The sequence below is a fragment of the Enterococcus sp. NPDC086594 genome, assembly GCF_044746145.1.
Classification (GTDB): Bacteria; Bacillota; Bacilli; order Lactobacillales; family Enterococcaceae; genus Enterococcus_D; species Enterococcus_D entomosocium.
The window spans coordinates 38396-55988 of sequence record NZ_JBIVBP010000016.1 but is presented as its reverse complement, the minus strand read 5'-3'; the positions used below and the strand labels follow the sequence as shown (position 1 = coordinate 55988).

Here is a 17593-nt window from a genome sequence, read left to right as displayed (position 1 = left end):
AGGTTCACCTCCAAGCGCCTTTAGTTTACCACGAACGGTCGTAGATTTCACCAAAAAAAAGCGAAATAGTGTTCAATCGTTTCTCCCTTTACTATAATTAAAGAAAGGGGATAGAAAAGAGGGATAGCGATGATCAAAACTGAAAAAATTTACGGCTTTCTACAATCGACACAAATGGAAGCATCACAGTTGCGTTTGTTGATTGAAAATTGGTTCGCTTTGGTTCGTCTTAGCTATCAGCCGACGGAATACTATTACAATCAGCAAGAAAAGAAACCTTATGATTTTGATGAGGTCAGTCAACTGCTGCATAGCGCCCCTGAAGAAATCAATACTGAATTGATTGTGACGGACGGCCAAAATGAGTCCAGTATCCATATCATTCAAGAGGCTGTTTTACAACGGCACCTGTTTACGAAAGACGTATTTTCCACACAGAAAACAGTGATTTTAAGTTACTTCGATGAAACGATGCAAAGAGATGGAATGTTTGGCTATTTGCGTTCATATGATGAGTACCTGATGCATAACGTCGAGCGAATCGAGAAAAGACAAAATTTTCAATCGATTGCTGAAATCAACGCGTTACCGAAGCGGAAAAATTTTGAACAAGAGATCGTTATTGATTGCAATCAATTTGCTGGGTACGATGTTTTTTACAATGGCTACACACTGACCTCTTGTTGGCGAATGTACTTTTCGGTATTCTATGCCCGTATTATTCCTCAGGTGATCATTACGGATGCGCAACAAGTCGAGCAGGTCCAAGTTAGAGATCAGGGAATCGTGATGGTGGAATTGTATCGCGATCCGTTTCAGTGGGATCACGAGTTGAATCTTTCATACCAGCGTTTGTTTCGCGATCAAACTGGGATCGATCAATTGACATGGGATAATGGCGTCGGTATTTTGAGGGAACCATATATTGAGTACGCCTTTGGCGACCAATTGATCCAAACCATCCAGTACCAAAATGATCGGCTGCAGCCGACGACTAAGCGTAACGCGACACATTTCGTCACTCGAAGCTTCGATTTGGTGAACGAAGAGTACCAGGAGCGACGGGTGAAAGGTTACTTGAATGCACAAGCGTATTTTCCTTGGATCGACCAAGATCGGTTGCGCATGATGGATTATATTGTATTAAAACCGGAATTGACTGTAGATGATGGGGTCGAGGCATATGCCTTTTATATTCGGAATCACCTCGAAATTGATTACTCAGAGGATCGCTTTAAAGACTACACAGCTTGCTTACAATTTTATTTACCAGAAACAGCCTTGAAGGAGCTGCCGATAGACGGATTGAAAGCAGCGATGCCGGATGTTCATTTTGGGTATTTGCACCGCACGCGCAAATATACGTGGGTCAATCTAAAAAAGAATGGCAAGAAACTTCGAGTGTATTTTATGAATACCCAAAAGCTAGTCGAACAGCAGCTCTTTACCAATCAAGAATGAAAAAGACCCGCAAGATCACGAGGATCTTGCGGGTCTTTTCAATTAGGCAGCTTGTTCAGGAGCTTTTTTCAACAAACCGAATACAACGCCAGAAACGATCGCACCGATTAAGATGAATAGCAAGAACAAAATTGGTTTAGATAATAATAGAACAACGAAGATCCCACCATGTGGTGCCATTAATTGGATATCAAAGGCACCGACAAGCGCACCAGTCAGTGCAGAACCAACGATAAAGCTTGGGATCGCCCGCAATGGATCTGCTGCTGCAAATGGGATCGCACCTTCTGTGACGAAGGATAGCCCCATGACGATGTTTGTTAAACCAGCTTCTTTTTGGTCTTTGGTGAATTTATTTTTAAACAATAACGTTGCGACAAAGATTGCCAATGGAGGAACCATTCCGCCCGCCATTACAGATGCCATCACGACGCTACCACCTTCAGCAACGGTCGTTGCCAATGTTGCAGTACCGAAAACATAAGCGGCTTTGTTGATTGGGCCACCTAGATCGGCTGCCATCATTGCTGCTAACAAAGCACCAAGTAAAGCGGCGTTGGTACCACTTAAGCCAGTCAAGAAGCTATTCAAACCGTCATTGATGGCTTTCATTGGCACGTTGATCAGTAACATCAAGAAGCCAGTGATCAATAGGCCGAAAACAGGGTAGAAAAGGATCGTTTTGATTCCTTCTAATGATTTTGGTAAACCTTTGAATAATGAACGCAAGAACTTGATGACATAACCAGCTAAGAAACCGCCAATCAATGCTCCTAAGAATCCAGCACCACCCGTATTTGCTAGGGCACCTGCTGCGAAACCGACGATCAATCCAGGTCGGTCACTGATACTTGAAGCGATGAAACCAGCTAAGACAGGTAACATAAAACCAAATGCCGCGCTACCGATTTGATTGAACCAAGAAGCGGCTTGGTTGTAGTTTCCTAATTGACTCAAGGCATCTTGAGGGACACCCATGAACTGGTCCACCATGAAGGAAATAGCGATCATGATTCCACCGGCAATAACAAATGGTAACATGTGAGAAACACCATTCATCAAATCTTTATAGATTCGTTGACCGACTGAACCATCAGCAGAAGCGTCCTCTTTATCAGAAGCTTGGCCACTACCGTGAAAAACAGGAGCAGTTCCGCTCAATGCTTCATTGATTAATTGCTCGGTCTTACGGATACCATCGCTCACAGGACGGTTTACTAAATGTTTACCGTCAAAGCGATCCATTTCAACTTTTTTATCGGCAGCTACGATCACACCAGCAGCTCGGGCGATATCAGCTTCTGTTAAACGATTTTTGATTCCTTCTGAACCATTTGTTTCGACTTTGATGTCAACACCAAGTTCTTTGGCTTTCTTTTTCAAAGCATCTTCTGCCATGTAGGTGTGGGCGATCCCTGTCGGGCAAGCTGTAACTGCGACGATATAGGGACGTTCGCTAGCAGGTGCTGCTTCTTGGTTTGCCGCTTCTTCTGCTAAAGCATCGGCTTCTTGCTGTGCCTCAGCTTCTGAGAAAAGTTGTTGTACTTGATCAGCAGTTGTCGCTGTTTTTAGTTTAGCAACGAAATCTGGATCGATCAATAAGCGAGATAGAGCTGCTAACGCTTGTAAATGAGTATCATTTGCTCCTTCTGGTGCTGCGATCATAAAGAAGAGGTACGTTGGTTGTCCATCTAACGCCTCATAGTCGACACCCGCATTACTCTTTGCGAATAAAACCGTCGCTTCTTTGACTGCACTGTTTTTGGCATGGGGCATTGCGATGCCGTCACCTAACCCTGTTGAGGTTTGGGCTTCTCGGGCAAGAATTCCTTCTTTGTAGATTTCGACATCTGAAATCCGTCCGACAGCATATAATTTTGCTACCATTTCATCAATGGCACCTTTTTTGTCTGTTGCTTGTAAGTCCATGATCATGGCATCTTTCAGCATCAACTCATTGATTTTCATTTTTTCCATCCTCCTATAGATTCACTTGTTCAATTATGACTTCCGGTAGTAATTCTTCGATAAATGACGCCTCAGCTAAATCATCTGAAAACGCAGTGGCACTGCCACAAGCGACTCCCCATTTGAATGCTTCAACCACATCTTTGGTCTTTGCATAACGCCCAATGAATCCAGCAATCATGGAATCTCCAGCGCCAACTGAATTTTTCAAAGGTCGTTTCAACACATTGGAGCGATAGATCTCATTGCCAGTAAAGAGCAGGGCACCATCACCACCTAGAGAGACGATGACATTTTTAGCGCCATCCTTTAGCATTCTTTGGCCATAAGGCAAAATATCTTCGATTGTTGAAAAAGAAGTTTCATAAAGTTCCGCTAATTCATGATTATTTGGTTTGATCAGCAAAGGCTGATCGGATAAGGCATCAAATAGTTCCGCACCAGTCGTATCAATGACAAATTCTGCACCAGCTTCTTTAACGATTTTGATCAATTCTTTATAAAAGTCGGCTGGAAGACCAGCTGGTTTACTTCCTGATAGGATGACGATGTCTTCGGCAGAAAGAGCGGCTAATTGGTGTTTCAATTCAGCGATTTCTTGCTCTTGAATGACTGGACCAAGGCCGTTGATTTCTGTTTCTTCGCCGGATTTTAATTTGATATTGATCCGGGTATCGGCAGCGACTTGCGTAAAATTGCTGTTGATTTCCTCTTTGGTCAGCCACTCTTCAATAAAACGACCAGTAAATCCGCCAACAAAACCAAGGGCAGTCGAGGAGATGCCAATTCGCTTCAAAATACGTGAGACATTGATTCCTTTGCCACCAGGTAGTTTAAAGTCTTGTTTCATTCGATTAAGGGCACCGATCTCCAAATGATCGACGTGGACGATAAAGTCGATCGATGGATTGAGTGTTACTGTGTAAATCATTGTATTACCTCCATAATGGTTGTTTTTGCTCTGAATTTCGCTAAATAGTTTTTTGGGCAATAATCGGTGATGATCGTTGCACCTTCAATAAAAGCAACTTGAGCAAAAGTTGTTTGCTGAAACTTGGAATGGTCTAGCAAGACATAGGCTTGTTGACTGTGCTCTAGTGCAATCTGCTTGATCAGGGCTTCTTCAGGATCGGGTGTGGTGAAACCAGCTTCCGAATGAGCACCGTTCATGCCCATAAAACAGCGGTTAAAGCGCAATTTACGCAACTGTTCACCGGCATTGATTCCTAAAACAGCGTTCGTAGCTATCTTAATGGTTCCCCCTAAAATCATGGTGTCGATCCCGTGATCAATAAGTAGGGAAGCGTGCTTGACGGAGTTCGTGACAACTTTCAGCGCTGTGATGGACGATAAGAAAGGAATCATTTCAAGGGTCGTTGTTCCTGCGTCTAGATAAATGACTTCACCATTTTTGATCGTTTGTGCGGCTGCGCGAGCAATTTTTTGTTTTTCCGTTTGAAATTTCGCTTTTTTTTCAGACATGTTGGGTTCAAAACCTAATTGCTGGCTTTTTTTGGCCCCGCCGTGAATTCTAACTAGAAACCCTTTATCTTCCAGTTCTTGGAGATCTCTGCGGATCGTTGACTCTGAAGCATCCAGCAGTTGGATCAGTTCACTGACTTTGACGATCTCCTCTTGATCCAATCGTGCCAAAATCGCTTGATGCCGCTCCTCTGTAAGCATTTACATCACCTCTTCACCTGCCATAGTAACATATGATTCATTCAAAATCAATCATAAACAGTAAAAAACATTCAAAATGAAAGCGTGAATAATAGAAATCGGTCACAAACGGTCATGGTAACCTTCATTTTCCTGAGATTGCTGTCCTTATATTTGACAATTTTTACTATTATTTGGCTTAATTGAATTAAGGGGGGATAAATAAATGAATAACAAAGTCATTTTACAAGGGTTCGAATGGGACCTGCCGGCAGATAGCCAGCACTGGAACAAATTGAAAGAAATGAGTAAAGAAATCAAAGAGTATGGATTTACCGCAATTTGGCTGCCGCCTGCCTATAAAGGGACAGCTGGGTCCGAAGACGTTGGGTATGGTGTCTATGATTATTATGATCTAGGCGAATTCGATCAAAAGGGGTCGGTGCCAACAAAATATGGAACCAAGGATGAGTATTTGGAAGCCATCAAAGCACTACAAGAACAAGGAGTTGAGGTTTATGCCGATATCGTCTTTAATCACTTGATCGGCGCCGATGAAAAGGAGGTCGTTCCGGCGGTTAAATACAATACCGAAAACCGCAATGAACCGATCAGTGATGAAGAAGAGATCGAAGCTTGGACTAAATTCACTTTCCCAGGACGTAAAGGAACTTACAATGACTATGTCTGGACCTGGCATAATTTTTCTGGTGTCGATTATGATGATCGCAATAAAGACCACGGGATTTTTAACTTCGCTGATAAGGGCTGGGAAAACCAAGTGGATGATGAAATGGGTAATTACGACTATTTAATGGGTTGTGATCTGGACATGGAAAATCCTGAAACGGTGGAACAGCTCAATAAATGGGGGCAATGGTACCAAGAGTTGACCGGTGTTGATGGCTATCGCTTAGATGCGGTGAAACACATTGAGTTCAACTATTACGCAGATTGGATCTTGAATCGTCGGGAAGAAAAAGGCAAACCACTATTTGTTGTCGGAGAATATTGGTCAGGGGATCTGCCAAAATTAGAAGAGTATTTAGATTCTTCAGGAAATCTGATTTATTTATTCGATGTGCCTTTGCACTATAATTTATATGAAGCATCTCACTCGAATGGCGAATATGATATGAGTCAAATTTTTGCCGGTACACTGACTGCCGCGCGCGAAGATTATGCCGTGACTTTTGTAGACAATCATGATACGCAAGTCGGACAAAGTTTACAATCTTGGATAGACGGATGGTTTAAAGTCCATGCTTATTCATTGATCCTTTTACGAAAAGCGGGTGTACCGGTTGTTTTCTGGGGTGACTTATTCGGAATCCCAGCGCAAGAAATCGCTCCTGTTGGTGATGCTTTGATCCATATGTTAAAACTTCGAGAGAAGCTTGCATTTGGGAATCAAGTCGATTATTTCGATGATCCTAATTGTATTGGCTGGGTATTAACGGGCGATTATGAACATGAGCTTTCTGGATTGGCGGTCGTGATGACCAATGCTCAAGGTGCGGAAAAAGAAATGACCATCAGCGCGATCCATGGTGGAGAGACCTTCGTGGATATATTGAGAAATAATGAAGCGAAAGTTGTTTTAGATGATACCGGAAAAGGTGTTTTCCCGGTCAATGATGGGCAAGTGTCAATCTATGTGAATGAAAAGCTAGTAGAGAAATACTTTAGCTGATCTCTTTCAATAGTCATAATAAGAGGCTGGTAAGTTTACAGCCTTTTTATTATGTAAACAAACAACGGACTGACTTTTTTCTTTCAAAACTGATGGCATCGTGAGTACTAAAATCAAAGCGCTTTTAATTAAAAGTTTTCAAAGCGTTCGGTTTTCCCCATTCACGGATAATGCTATAATTGAGAAGATTGAGAAAGAAAGGATGTTTAAAAGCATGTCATCCAAAAGTGAATTACTTAAGCGCATGAATCCACGGCAAAAAGAAGCCGTTATGCATACGGAAGGGCCGTTGCTGCTGATGGCAGGGGCAGGAAGCGGGAAGACCCGTGTCCTAACCCACCGAATCGCCTATTTAATAGAAGAAAAAAATGTAAATCCATGGAATATTTTAGCCATCACATTTACGAATAAAGCGGCACGTGAAATGAAAGAACGGGTCAGTCAACTATTAGGATCGGGTGGTGAAGACGTTTGGGTTTCAACCTTCCACTCGATGTGTGTCAGAATTTTGCGCAGGGATGTTGATCGAATCGGGTATTCGAAGAATTTTACTATCATTGATTCTTCTGAGCAAAATACGCTGATGAAACGAGTATTAAAAGAATTGAATATCGATCCCAAAAAATATGATCCTCGTTCTATTTTGGGAACGATCTCTCATGCAAAGAATGAGCTGTTGACACCTGAAGCTTACCAAGCCATGGAAGGTAGTCTCTTTGAGCAAATCGTAGGTCGTTGTTATGAAAAATATCAAAAAGAGCTGCGTAATAATCAATGCATGGACTTCGATGATTTAATCATGAATACGATCCGCCTCTTCCAAGACAATGAAGATGCGCTGCAATTTTATCAACGGAAATTCCACTATATCCATGTCGATGAATACCAAGATACCAACCATGCCCAATACACGCTAGTCAATTTATTGGCCGCTCGTTTTCGAAATCTTTGTGTCGTTGGGGATGCGGACCAAAGTATTTACGGTTGGCGTGGCGCCAACATGCAAAATATTTTAGACTTTGAAAAAGACTATCCGGATGCCGCAACGATATTGTTAGAGCAAAACTATCGTTCAACGCAAACGATTTTAAATGCGGCAAACCAAGTAATCAAAAATAACCGCAACCGCCCAGACAAAAATCTGTGGACAGAAAATCGTGATGGGGAAAAAATCACTTATTATCGCGGGGATAGTGAACGAGATGAGGCGCGATTTATCGTCAGTGAAATGCAGAAACAAATTGCAGAAAAGAACCGTAAATTCGGTGATTTTGCGATTTTGTATCGGACCAACGCCCAGTCACGGATCATTGAAGAAATGCTTTTAAAAGCCAACGTTCCTTATACGATGGTCGGCGGCAGAAAGTTCTATGACCGCAAAGAAATCCGTGATATTTTGGCTTATTTATCGGCGATCGCCAATCCTCGTGATTCCATCAGCTTGGAACGAATCATCAATGTACCAAAACGTGGGATCGGTGCGACATCCGTCGAAAAACTACGAGATTTTGCGAATCTTCATGAGTGGTCATTGCTAGAAGCAGCCATGAACGTCGAGTTGGCGAATATTTCTGGAAAGGCCGGCAAAGAATTAGGAAGCTTTGGGATGATGATGGATGGCTTCGCCCAAATGGTTCCTTACCTCTCAGTAACTGAACTGACGAAAGAAATATTAGAAAAGACGGGTTATCGTCAAGAGTTAGTCAACCAGAATAATTTAGAAGCACAAGCTAGACTTGAAAACCTGGAAGAATTTTTATCGGTTACCCAAGAATTCGATAAACGATTTGAGGCGCAAAACGAAGACGATGCAGATGCACCAGATGAGAAGTTGAGTGTTTTCTTAAATGACTTAGCTTTATTGTCAGACGTCGATAGTTATGAAGAAGAAAGTAGTCAAGTGACGTTGATGACCTTGCATGCGGCAAAAGGACTGGAGTTTCCAGTGGTATTCTTGATTGGTTTGGAAGAAAATATCTTCCCGCTTTCTCGGGCTTTAATGGAAGAAAGCGAACTCGAAGAAGAACGGCGCCTTGCTTATGTGGGAATCACTCGTGCTGAGGAAGAGCTCTTTATGACCAACGCTATTTCCAGAACATTATACGGTCGTACCCAATACAATCGTCCGTCACGGTTTATCGAGGAGATTGAACAAGATCTGCTGCAATCATTAGGCGAGCGTTCACAACCGAAAGCTGCTGCACCGTTTCAACCAAAAGTCTTTAAACCGAGCTATACACAGCCGCGTCAAACGACCGTCGCTTCTAAGCAACAGACCTCTGCAGCTGGTAATACATGGCAAGTAGGCGAGAAAGTTCAACATAAAAAATGGGGAATCGGTACGGTCGTTCGGACGACTGGCAGCGCGCAAGACATCGAATTAGATGTGGCGTTCCCACAACAAGGCGTCAAACGATTGTTGGCGGCCTTTGCGCCGATTGAAAAAATTGAAAAATAAGGAGGATATTAGGATGGATGTCCCTTCAAAAGAAATCCAATCACGAGCAGAAGAGCTGCGTACGCAATTAAATCAGTACGCGTACGAATACTATGTAAAAGATCAACCTTCTGTTGAAGATTATCTCTATGATCAGCTGTATGCAGAACTGGTTGAAATTGAAACCAATTATCCGCAGCTAATAACCGAAGACTCGCCCACCCAACGAGTAGGCGGCATCATTTTACCTGGCTTTGAAAAAGTCACCCATGATATCCCACTTTATAGCCTGAACGATGTCTTTGACAAAGAAGGAATCGTGGCTTTTGATGCTCGTGTTCAAAAAGCATTGGGGAAAGCGGTAGATTATGTCTGCGAGTTAAAGATCGATGGATTGTCAATTTCCTTGAAATATGAAGAAGGGCGCTTTGTTCGGGGAGCGACTCGAGGAGATGGTACGGTAGGTGAAAACATTACAGAAAACCTAAAGACTGTCAAATCGATCCCACTGAAATTAAAAGAACCGATCTCGTTGGAAGTTCGTGGCGAATGCTATATGCCAAAGGCTTCGTTTTTGAAATTGAATCAACAGCGAGAAGAAGAAGGGGTGGAGGTTTTTGCCAATCCGAGAAACGCAGCTGCTGGAAGCTTACGTCAATTAGACACTCGGATCGCAGCCCAAAGAAACTTGAGCACCTTTTTATACACACTAGCTGACTTTGGTCCAATTGAAGCTAATGATCAATTTTCAGCATTGAATGAACTGGATCAATTAGGCTTTCGTACAAATCACGAACGCAGAGTGTGCCACACCATCGATGAAGTGTGGGCATATATCGAAGAGTTTCATGACAAGCGCAGTGAGCTCCCGTATGAGATTGACGGCGTAGTCATCAAAGTCAATAATTTTAAAGATCAAGATGCGTTAGGCTTTACCGTAAAAGCACCCCGATGGGCGGCGGCATATAAGTTTCCACCGGAAGAAGCGGAAACAGTGATCGAAACGATCGAATGGACCGTGGGACGGACGGGTGTTGTGACACCGACCGCTGTTATGACTCCTGTTCGTGTTGCTGGAACGACGGTCAGCCGTGCTAGTCTCCATAATGTAGATTTCATTAAAATGAAAGACATTCGCATTGGCGATTCGGTCATCATCTATAAGGCGGGGGACATTATTCCAGAGGTTGCGAAAGTCTTGGAAGAAAAACGCACGGAAACAAGTGAACCCTTTGAAGCGCCTACACATTGTCCCGAATGTGGGAGTGAGCTGATCCATTTAGATGAAGAAGTTGCCTTGCGTTGTATCAATCCGAAGTGTCCAGCGCAGATTAAAGAGGGCTTAAGCCACTTTGTTTCCCGAAATGCTATGAATATTGATGGTTTAGGGCCACGTGTTTTAGAGCAAATGTTCGATAAATCCTTAGTCAAAGATGTGGCCGACTTGTACTTTTTAACAGAAGAACAATTGCTGACCCTCGATAAAATCAAAGAGAAATCAGCTAATAACCTTTTGCGTGCCATCCATCAAAGCAAAGAAAATTCAGTTGAGCGCTTGATTTTCGGGCTAGGCATCCGTCATGTTGGTGCCAAAGCGGCTCGGATTTTAGCGGAACATTTTGGTGACCTTCGGACCCTTAGCAAAGCCAAAGAAGAAGAGATCATTTCGTTGGAAACCATTGGTGCTACAATTGCGGAAAGTGTCGTTACGTATTTTGACAATCAAGAAGTTCACGACCTTTTAGATGAACTTGAAAAAGCGGGTGTTAACTTTGCTTATTTAGGGCTGAGAACGGATCAATTGGAAGAAGTGGAGTCGCCATTTAAAGAGAAAACAGTTGTTTTGACAGGAAAATTGAGTCATTTCACCCGCGAAGAAGCCAAGGAACGAATTGAAAATCTCGGTGGGAAGGTAACAGGCAGTGTGTCGAAAAAGACTGATATCGTTGTTGCCGGGGAAGAGGCTGGCAGTAAACTGACCAAAGCACAGTCCCTAGGCGTTACCGTTTGGGATGAAGCTCAAATGGTGGCTGCGATCGAAGGCAGTCATTCGGCAGATCAATAACTGTTAAGTATTGTCACAGACGAGAAGCAGTTGTTTCTTCTTGTCTAATTGAAATCATTTCTTCCCTGCAGTACGAGGAAAGAAATGATTTCTGCTTTTATTTGCAATTATATTTGATAATTTTCAAATTCTATTTCATGATTTGTTAAAAAAATGATACAATACATTGGAAAAACGTAAACGTAGATTACGGATGCGAGAAAGAGGAGGATTTTATGGCGATCAGCGAAGAACAAGTCAAACACGTTGCCAAACTAGCAAAACTTTCATTCTCAGATGATGAATTACATGAGTTTACCTCTCAGCTAGGAAAAATTATTGATATGGTAGAAACACTTGAAGAAGTGGATACTACAGGAGTACCCTTTACATCGAATGTCGCAGAAACGATCAATGTGATGCGTGAAGATGTAACGACCGGTGGCTGGGACCGTGATGAATTAATGAAAAATGTTCCAGAATCCGAAGAAGGCTTTATTAAAGTGCCTGCAATCATTGACAATGGGGAGGCGGGTGCCTAATGACTGAACTATATAATAAAAGCTTAGAAGAATTGCATAGCTTATTAGTGTCAAAGGAAATTACTGCGACAGATCTAACGAGGGAAACCTTTGCTCGCATTAAAGAAACAGAGCCAAAAGTCGATGCGTTTCTTGCATTGAACGAAGAAAAAGCCCATGCGTTAGCGCAAGCTATCGATCAAAAAGGTATCACTGAAAGCAATGTGTTGGCAGGGATTCCCATTGGGATCAAAGATAACATTGTTACCAAAGATCTACGCACAACAGCTGCTTCTAAAATTTTAGGCAACTTTGACCCAATCTACGATGCAACCGTCATGGACAAAGTTTACCAAGCAGACATGATTCCAGTAGGTAAGTTAAACATGGATGAATTTGCGATGGGCGCAAGTACCGAAACGTCGTTCTTTAAGAAAACGAAAAACGCTTGGGATGAGACAAAAGTACCTGGTGGTTCATCAGGTGGCTCGGCGGCTGCCGTTGCAGCGGGACAAGTCCCATTATCTTTAGGTAGCGATACAGGTGGTTCGATTCGCCAACCAGCAGCTTTCAATGGAATCGTCGGGCTGAAGCCTACATATGGACGGGTTTCTCGTTTTGGTCTGATCGCGTTTGCATCCTCGTTAGATCAAATTGGTCCGATGACCCGTGGTGTGAAAGACAATGCCATCGCATTAAATGCCATCAGTGGGTTTGATGCAAAAGATAGTACGTCAGCCGGGGCAGCTGTTCCTGATTTTACAGCAGGTTTGACTGGTGATATCAAAGGCATGAAAGTTGCTTTGCCAAAAGAATACTTAGGTGAAGGGATCCAAGAAGGCGTTCGAGAAGCAATCTTAAAAGCAGCGGACACTTTCCGTGCGTTAGGAGCGACCGTGGAAGAAGTCAGCTTGCCACATTCAAAATATGGGGTAGCTGTTTACTATATCATCGCATCTTCTGAAGCAAGTTCTAATTTGCAACGTTTTGACGGTATCCGTTACGGTTTCCGTTCAGAAAATGTCCGCAATTTAGAAGATGTCTATGTCAATTCGCGTAGTGAAGGATTCGGGGAAGAAGTCAAACGCCGGATCATGTTAGGTACGTTTTCACTAAGTGCTGGCTACTATGATGCCTACTTCAAAAAAGCCGGTCAAGTTCGGACGTTGATCAAACAAGATTTCGATAAGGTCTTCAGCCAATACGATTTGATCATTGGCCCAGCATCACCAACGGTAGCATTTGGTATTGGAGAAAATATCAATGATCCAATTACCATGTACTTAAATGATATTTTAACCATTCCTGTGAACTTAGCAGGACTGCCAGGGATGTCGATTCCAGCAGGTTTTTCTGAAGGACTGCCTGTCGGCTTGCAGATCATTGGGAAACATTTTGATGAAGCAACCATGTATAAAGCGGCTTATGCCTTTGAACAAGCAACTGATTTCCACACGAAAAAACCAGTGATTTTAGGAGGGGATAAGGCATGAACTTCGAAACAGTCATTGGGCTTGAAGTCCACGTAGAATTAAAAACAGAATCAAAGATTTTTTCTCCAGCACCTGCTCACTTTGGCGCTGAACCAAATAGCAACACGAATGTGATCGACTGGGGCTATCCAGGTGTTTTACCAGTAATGAACAAAGCGGCTATCGAATTTGGGATGAAAGCTGCGCTTGCGTTGAATTGTGAAATCTCAAAAGAAACACATTTCGACCGCAAAAACTATTTCTATCCTGATAATCCAAAAGCCTATCAAATTTCACAATTCGATCAACCGATAGGTCATGATGGGTGGATTGAAATCGAAGTGGAAGGTAAAAAGAAAAAAATCCGCATTGAGCGAGTTCATTTGGAAGAAGATGCCGGGAAAAACATGCACGGCAAAGGCGGTTATTCTTATGTTGATCTAAATCGTCAAGGAACCCCTTTGATCGAGATCGTTTCCGAAGCAGATATGCGTTCACCAGAAGAAGCATATGCGTATCTAGAAGCATTGCGCTCAATCATCTTGTTTACAGAAGTATCTGATGTGAAGATGGAAGAAGGTTCCATGCGTTGCGACGCCAATATTTCGTTGCGACCTTACGGCCAAGAACAATTCGGAACAAAAACAGAATTGAAAAACTTAAACTCTATGTCCTTCGTGAAAAAAGGTTTAGCATTTGAAGAAAAACGCCAAGCCAAAGTATTGCTTTCTGGAGGCGAGATCCAACAAGAAACTCGTCGTTTTGATGAAGCAACCAGCAAAACTTTATTGATGCGTGTCAAAGAAGGTTCTTCTGATTATCGTTACTTCCCAGAACCAGATATCCCACGATTTGTGATCGATGATGAATGGATCGAACGGGTACGTCAAAGCTTGCCAGAAATGCCGCAAAAACGTCGTGCCCGTTACATCTCTGAATTGGGCTTACCAGAATACGATGCAATGGTCTTGACTTTATCAAAAGAAATGTCCGATTTCTTTGAAAAAACCATTGATGCCGGTGCTGATCCCAAACAAGCTTCTAACTGGTTGATGGGGGAAGTTTCAGCGTATCTGAACAGTGAAAAATTGGAACTGCCAGAAACAAAATTAACCCCAGACAATTTAGCGGGAATGATTCGTTTGATCGCCGATGGCACCATCAGTTCGAAGATTGCGAAAAAAGTCTTCAAAGAATTGATCACAAACGGCGGCGACGCTGAAGAAGTCGTAAAAGCCAAAGGATTGATCCAATTATCAGATCCTGCGCAATTACTACCAATGATCAATGAAGTATTAGATAACAACCAACAATCCGTCGATGACTTCAAAAACGGAAAAGACCGCGCAGTTGGTTTCTTAGTTGGTCAAATCATGAAAGCAACCAAAGGACAAGCGAATCCAGGCGTTGTGAACAAGCTGTTGCAAGAAGAACTAGCAAAGCGATAAGAGGCAAGCGATGAAAAGAGCAAGAGTAATCTATAACCCGACATCTGGGAAAGAATTGATTCGAAAAAATTTAGCAGATATTTTAGATGTTTTGGAAAGAGGCGGTTATGAGGCGAGTGCGTTTGCCACGACCGCTGCACCATTTTCCGCCCGTGATGAAGCAAGAAGAGCTGGCGAAGCTGGTTTTGATTTGGTGGTAGCTGCCGGTGGTGATGGCACGATCAATGAAGTCGTCAATGGGATCGCTCCTTTAGAAAAGCGACCAAAAATGGCGATCATTCCTGGAGGCACGACCAATGACTACGCACGAGCACTAAAAATTCCCCGTACAGATATCAAAGCAGCTGCGGAAGTGATTTTGAAGCAGCAAACGGTGAAGATGGATGTCGGAAAAACACCCAACACGTATTTTATCAACATTGCTGCTGGTGGGCACTTAACGGAATTGACCTACGATGTTCCTTCTGAATTGAAAAGTATCTTTGGCTACTTAGCTTATTTAGCAAAAGGAGCCGAATTACTGCCCCGCGTCAAACCGATCAAAATGCATCTAAAGTATGAAGACGGAGAATACATTGGCGGAGCCTCAATGTTCTTTTTAGGACTAACGAATTCAGTGGGAGGTTTTGAACAGATTGCGCCTGACGCAAAGCTTGACGATGGGAAATTTTCGTTGATCATTGTCAAAACGGCCAATATTTTTGAGATTGTCCACTTAGTTGCTTTAATGATGAATGGTGGCAAGCACATCAACGATCGTCGTCTGATTTATACGAAAACATCTTTTCTTGAAGTAGACGCGCCAGAGCAGGTCAATCGATTAATGATCAACCTTGATGGTGAATACGGCGGAGATGCTCCTATGCGCTTTGAAAATCTACACAATCATATTGAGTTTTTTGCGAATGTCGATCAAATTCCTGATGATGCGGTCGTTGGTGAGCAGAACTATCAAGAGATGAGCGAAGGTTTTATTAAAGAAGTCGAACGTCTTTCCGATGAGGACATCAATGGAGATGGCAAGATCGGCGACGAAACAAGGTAAACGATTTTTCTTTTCATGCAAAGTGAAAGAACAGGGACTTTTGGACCTGTTCTTTTTTTAAAAAATAAATTGTGGAAAAAGTAACAGGAATATTTTTAAGAAAAGTTGATAGAGCAGCTTTTCTTAAATTTTAGTAAAGGACGTTTTTTGCGTTATGTTCCACATCGGGTATTTGTTTCACGGCTATCAGCGCGATTCATGAAGATAAAGCGAATGAAAAATTGAAAAAACGAACGATCTTCGCTAAAAAACGAACTTTTTGAAAATATACTCGTTAAAGTTCGTCATTTACGTATTTCTATGCAATCTAATGATGCAAAAGCCAGAGAGAATATGCTATAATGGTGAAACGAAGAAATGGGGGGGACCGGAATGGAGCACATCGATTCTACAAAAGCGCTAGATCTGCTTAGAGATGACGCAGAACGAATCAAAAAGCTGATCCGAAACCAAGAAAATAGTTTATGTATCGCACAATGCAAAGCATTTGAAGAAGTGGTTGATACCCAAATGTATGGTCTATCACGGCAAGTGGCATTTGCGATCCGCTTGGGGATCGTCGATAATCAAACAGGACAACAATTGATGGCGGATCTCGAAAAAGATCTGAACCAATTGTACAGCGAGGTCTATGAAGACCAGCGGACACCTGAAATCGGCAAGGAGGCATAAACTTGCCAGAAAAAGTAAAGAAAAGACATTTATTAGATTATAGTATTTTACTGCCTTATATAGTGATGTGTGTTACGGGTTTGATGATGGTCTACAGCTCCACATCCTATGTTGCGATGACCGCCACACAACCGACCACAGCTGCTTCTTACGTCATCAATCAAGCAATATTCTGGTTGTTGAGTCTAGTAGCAATCACTGTCATGTATAAAATGAAAACGGATGTTTTTCGGAACAAAAAATTTGTCCAGATCGCCATGATCGTCATTTTGTTTTTATTGATCGCTGCCTTCTTTTTCCCAAGAAGAAACGGGGCACATGGTTGGTTAACGATTGCGGGCTTTTCCATTCAACCAGCTGAGTACTTGAAATTTATTGTCATCTGGTTTTTATCTGTGACTCTTTCCTATCGTCAAAAAGGTATCCAACAAGAGTTTTGGAAAACGGTTTGGCGTCCAATCGGAATCGTCTTCGTCTACACCGGGATCATGGCCTTTTATCCCGACTTCGGGAATGCTGTGATCGTCATGCTACTGGCTTTTGTCGTTTTATTATCTAGTGGTCTGAATTACCTGTATACCCTGATATTAGGTGTGGCAGGAATCGTAGGCAGTACATTGATCGTCTTCTTGGTAAATTTAACTGGTGGAAAGCTTTTACCTGATTATGTCTATAGTCGCTTCTCATCATTTTTAAACCCATTTGCGGATGAATACAATACAGGTCATCAAATGGTTAATGGGTATTACGCAATGTTCAACGGTGGGCTTTTCGGACGCGGACTTGGAAATAGTATCCAAAAACGTGGCTTCTTAAACGAAGCGCACACCGATTATATATTTTCGATCGTTATGGAAGAATTAGGCTTGATCCCATCGATCATTATCTTAGGTGTTTTGTTCTATATGGTGGGACGGATCTTTCTTGTCGGTATCCGTTCAAGAGATCCCTTTAATTCCATGATGTGTATCGGCATAGGGACATTATTTATGTCTCAGATTTTCATCAACTTAGGGGGGATCACTGGTTTGATCCCATTGACGGGAATCACTTTTCCGTTTTTAAGTCAGGGTGGGTCAAGTTTGCTGATGCTGTCGATTTGTATTGGTTTTGTATTAAATATCAGTGCCGAAGAAAAGAGGAAACAATATTATTTGAATTATTGATCAA

General features: G+C 42.4%; 13 protein-coding genes. 10 read left to right on the top strand and 3 right to left on the bottom strand.

Translation table 11 applies throughout. From position 1 onward, the window contains the following. The first annotated feature begins 129 nt into the window (after positions 1-129). Positions 130-1461, top strand: coding sequence for a hypothetical protein (locus ACIPK1_RS15915; RefSeq protein WP_016611865.1), 1332 nt, complete (start codon positions 130-132; stop codon positions 1459-1461). A gap of 42 nt (positions 1462-1503) precedes the next feature. Here ACIPK1_RS15915 and ACIPK1_RS15910 read toward each other — a convergent pair whose 3' ends face one another. Genes ACIPK1_RS15910 through ACIPK1_RS15900 form a run of 3 tightly spaced genes read right to left on the bottom strand, consistent with a single transcriptional unit; the run spans position 1504 to position 5112 of the window. Next, positions 1504-3429 (bottom strand): fructose-specific PTS transporter subunit EIIC, encoded by a 1926-nt coding sequence (locus ACIPK1_RS15910; RefSeq protein ID WP_005235722.1) that lies wholly within the window; start codon positions 3427-3429, stop codon positions 1504-1506. Between the two features lie 13 nt (positions 3430-3442). Then, positions 3443-4360 (bottom strand): 1-phosphofructokinase, encoded by a 918-nt coding sequence (pfkB, locus tag ACIPK1_RS15905; RefSeq protein WP_008380122.1) that lies wholly within the window; start codon positions 4358-4360, stop codon positions 3443-3445. After that, positions 4357-5112, bottom strand: a complete 756-nt coding sequence (locus tag ACIPK1_RS15900) for a DeoR/GlpR family DNA-binding transcription regulator (protein WP_061054220.1) — start codon at positions 5110-5112, stop codon at positions 4357-4359. The genes pfkB and ACIPK1_RS15900 overlap by 4 nt, the downstream gene beginning before the upstream one ends. Positions 5113-5317: 205 nt before the next feature. Here ACIPK1_RS15900 and ACIPK1_RS15895 point away from each other — a divergent pair, with 205 nt between their 5' ends. From ACIPK1_RS15895 to ACIPK1_RS15855, 9 genes are all read left to right on the top strand, one after another. Next, positions 5318-6784, top strand: a complete 1467-nt coding sequence (locus ACIPK1_RS15895; protein WP_016611862.1) for an alpha-amylase — start codon at positions 5318-5320, stop codon at positions 6782-6784. A 214-nt stretch (positions 6785-6998) separates the two neighbouring features. Continuing rightward, positions 6999-9242, top strand: coding sequence for a DNA helicase PcrA (gene pcrA, locus ACIPK1_RS15890; protein ID WP_400451306.1), 2244 nt, complete (start codon positions 6999-7001; stop codon positions 9240-9242). 13 nt (positions 9243-9255) lie between these two features. After that, the gene (ligA, locus tag ACIPK1_RS15885; RefSeq protein WP_400451304.1) at positions 9256-11286 is read left to right on the top strand and encodes an NAD-dependent DNA ligase LigA; all 2031 of its coding nucleotides are present in this window, start codon (positions 9256-9258) and stop codon (positions 11284-11286) included. A gap of 215 nt (positions 11287-11501) precedes the next feature. Further along, entirely contained in the window at positions 11502-11807 is a 306-nt protein-coding gene (gene gatC, locus ACIPK1_RS15880; protein ID WP_005225977.1) for an Asp-tRNA(Asn)/Glu-tRNA(Gln) amidotransferase subunit GatC, read from the top strand. Next, a complete protein-coding gene (gene gatA / locus ACIPK1_RS15875; RefSeq protein WP_400451302.1) occupies positions 11807-13279 on the top strand; it encodes an Asp-tRNA(Asn)/Glu-tRNA(Gln) amidotransferase subunit GatA in 1473 nt (490 codons plus the stop codon). The genes gatC and gatA overlap by 1 nt, the downstream gene beginning before the upstream one ends. After that, the gene (gene gatB / locus ACIPK1_RS15870; RefSeq protein WP_005225979.1) at positions 13276-14706 is read left to right on the top strand and encodes an Asp-tRNA(Asn)/Glu-tRNA(Gln) amidotransferase subunit GatB; all 1431 of its coding nucleotides are present in this window, start codon (positions 13276-13278) and stop codon (positions 14704-14706) included. The genes gatA and gatB overlap by 4 nt, the downstream gene beginning before the upstream one ends. A gap of 10 nt (positions 14707-14716) precedes the next feature. After that, complete coding sequence (locus ACIPK1_RS15865) at positions 14717-15751, top strand: diacylglycerol kinase (RefSeq protein ID WP_400451301.1); 1035 nt, start codon at positions 14717-14719, stop codon at positions 15749-15751. 372 nt (positions 15752-16123) lie between these two features. Then, the gene (locus ACIPK1_RS15860; protein WP_008380108.1) at positions 16124-16423 is read left to right on the top strand and encodes a YlaN family protein; all 300 of its coding nucleotides are present in this window, start codon (positions 16124-16126) and stop codon (positions 16421-16423) included. Between the two features lie 2 nt (positions 16424-16425). After that, the gene (locus ACIPK1_RS15855; RefSeq protein WP_005235746.1) at positions 16426-17589 is read left to right on the top strand and encodes an FtsW/RodA/SpoVE family cell cycle protein; all 1164 of its coding nucleotides are present in this window, start codon (positions 16426-16428) and stop codon (positions 17587-17589) included. Positions 17590-17593 lie beyond the last annotated feature (4 nt).

Excerpts from the sequence above, each read along its gene's own strand:
- ACIPK1_RS15910 (WP_005235722.1), bottom strand. The coding sequence starts at position 3,429 with ATGAAAATCAATGAGTTGATGCTGAAAGATGCCATGATCATGGACTTA.
- gatA (WP_400451302.1), top strand. The coding sequence starts at position 11,807 with ATGACTGAACTATATAATAAAAGCTTAGAAGAATTGCATAGCTTATTA.
- ACIPK1_RS15860 (WP_008380108.1), top strand. The coding sequence starts at position 16,124 with ATGGAGCACATCGATTCTACAAAAGCGCTAGATCTGCTTAGAGATGAC.
- gatC (WP_005225977.1), top strand. The coding sequence starts at position 11,502 with ATGGCGATCAGCGAAGAACAAGTCAAACACGTTGCCAAACTAGCAAAA.
- pcrA (WP_400451306.1), top strand. The coding sequence starts at position 6,999 with ATGTCATCCAAAAGTGAATTACTTAAGCGCATGAATCCACGGCAAAAA.
- ligA (WP_400451304.1), top strand. The coding sequence starts at position 9,256 with ATGGATGTCCCTTCAAAAGAAATCCAATCACGAGCAGAAGAGCTGCGT.
- ACIPK1_RS15900 (WP_061054220.1), bottom strand. The coding sequence starts at position 5,112 with ATGCTTACAGAGGAGCGGCATCAAGCGATTTTGGCACGATTGGATCAA.
- gatB (WP_005225979.1), top strand. The coding sequence starts at position 13,276 with ATGAACTTCGAAACAGTCATTGGGCTTGAAGTCCACGTAGAATTAAAA.
- ACIPK1_RS15895 (WP_016611862.1), top strand. The coding sequence starts at position 5,318 with ATGAATAACAAAGTCATTTTACAAGGGTTCGAATGGGACCTGCCGGCA.
- pfkB (WP_008380122.1), bottom strand. The coding sequence starts at position 4,360 with ATGATTTACACAGTAACACTCAATCCATCGATCGACTTTATCGTCCAC.
- ACIPK1_RS15915 (WP_016611865.1), top strand. The coding sequence starts at position 130 with ATGATCAAAACTGAAAAAATTTACGGCTTTCTACAATCGACACAAATG.
- ACIPK1_RS15865 (WP_400451301.1), top strand. The coding sequence starts at position 14,717 with ATGAAAAGAGCAAGAGTAATCTATAACCCGACATCTGGGAAAGAATTG.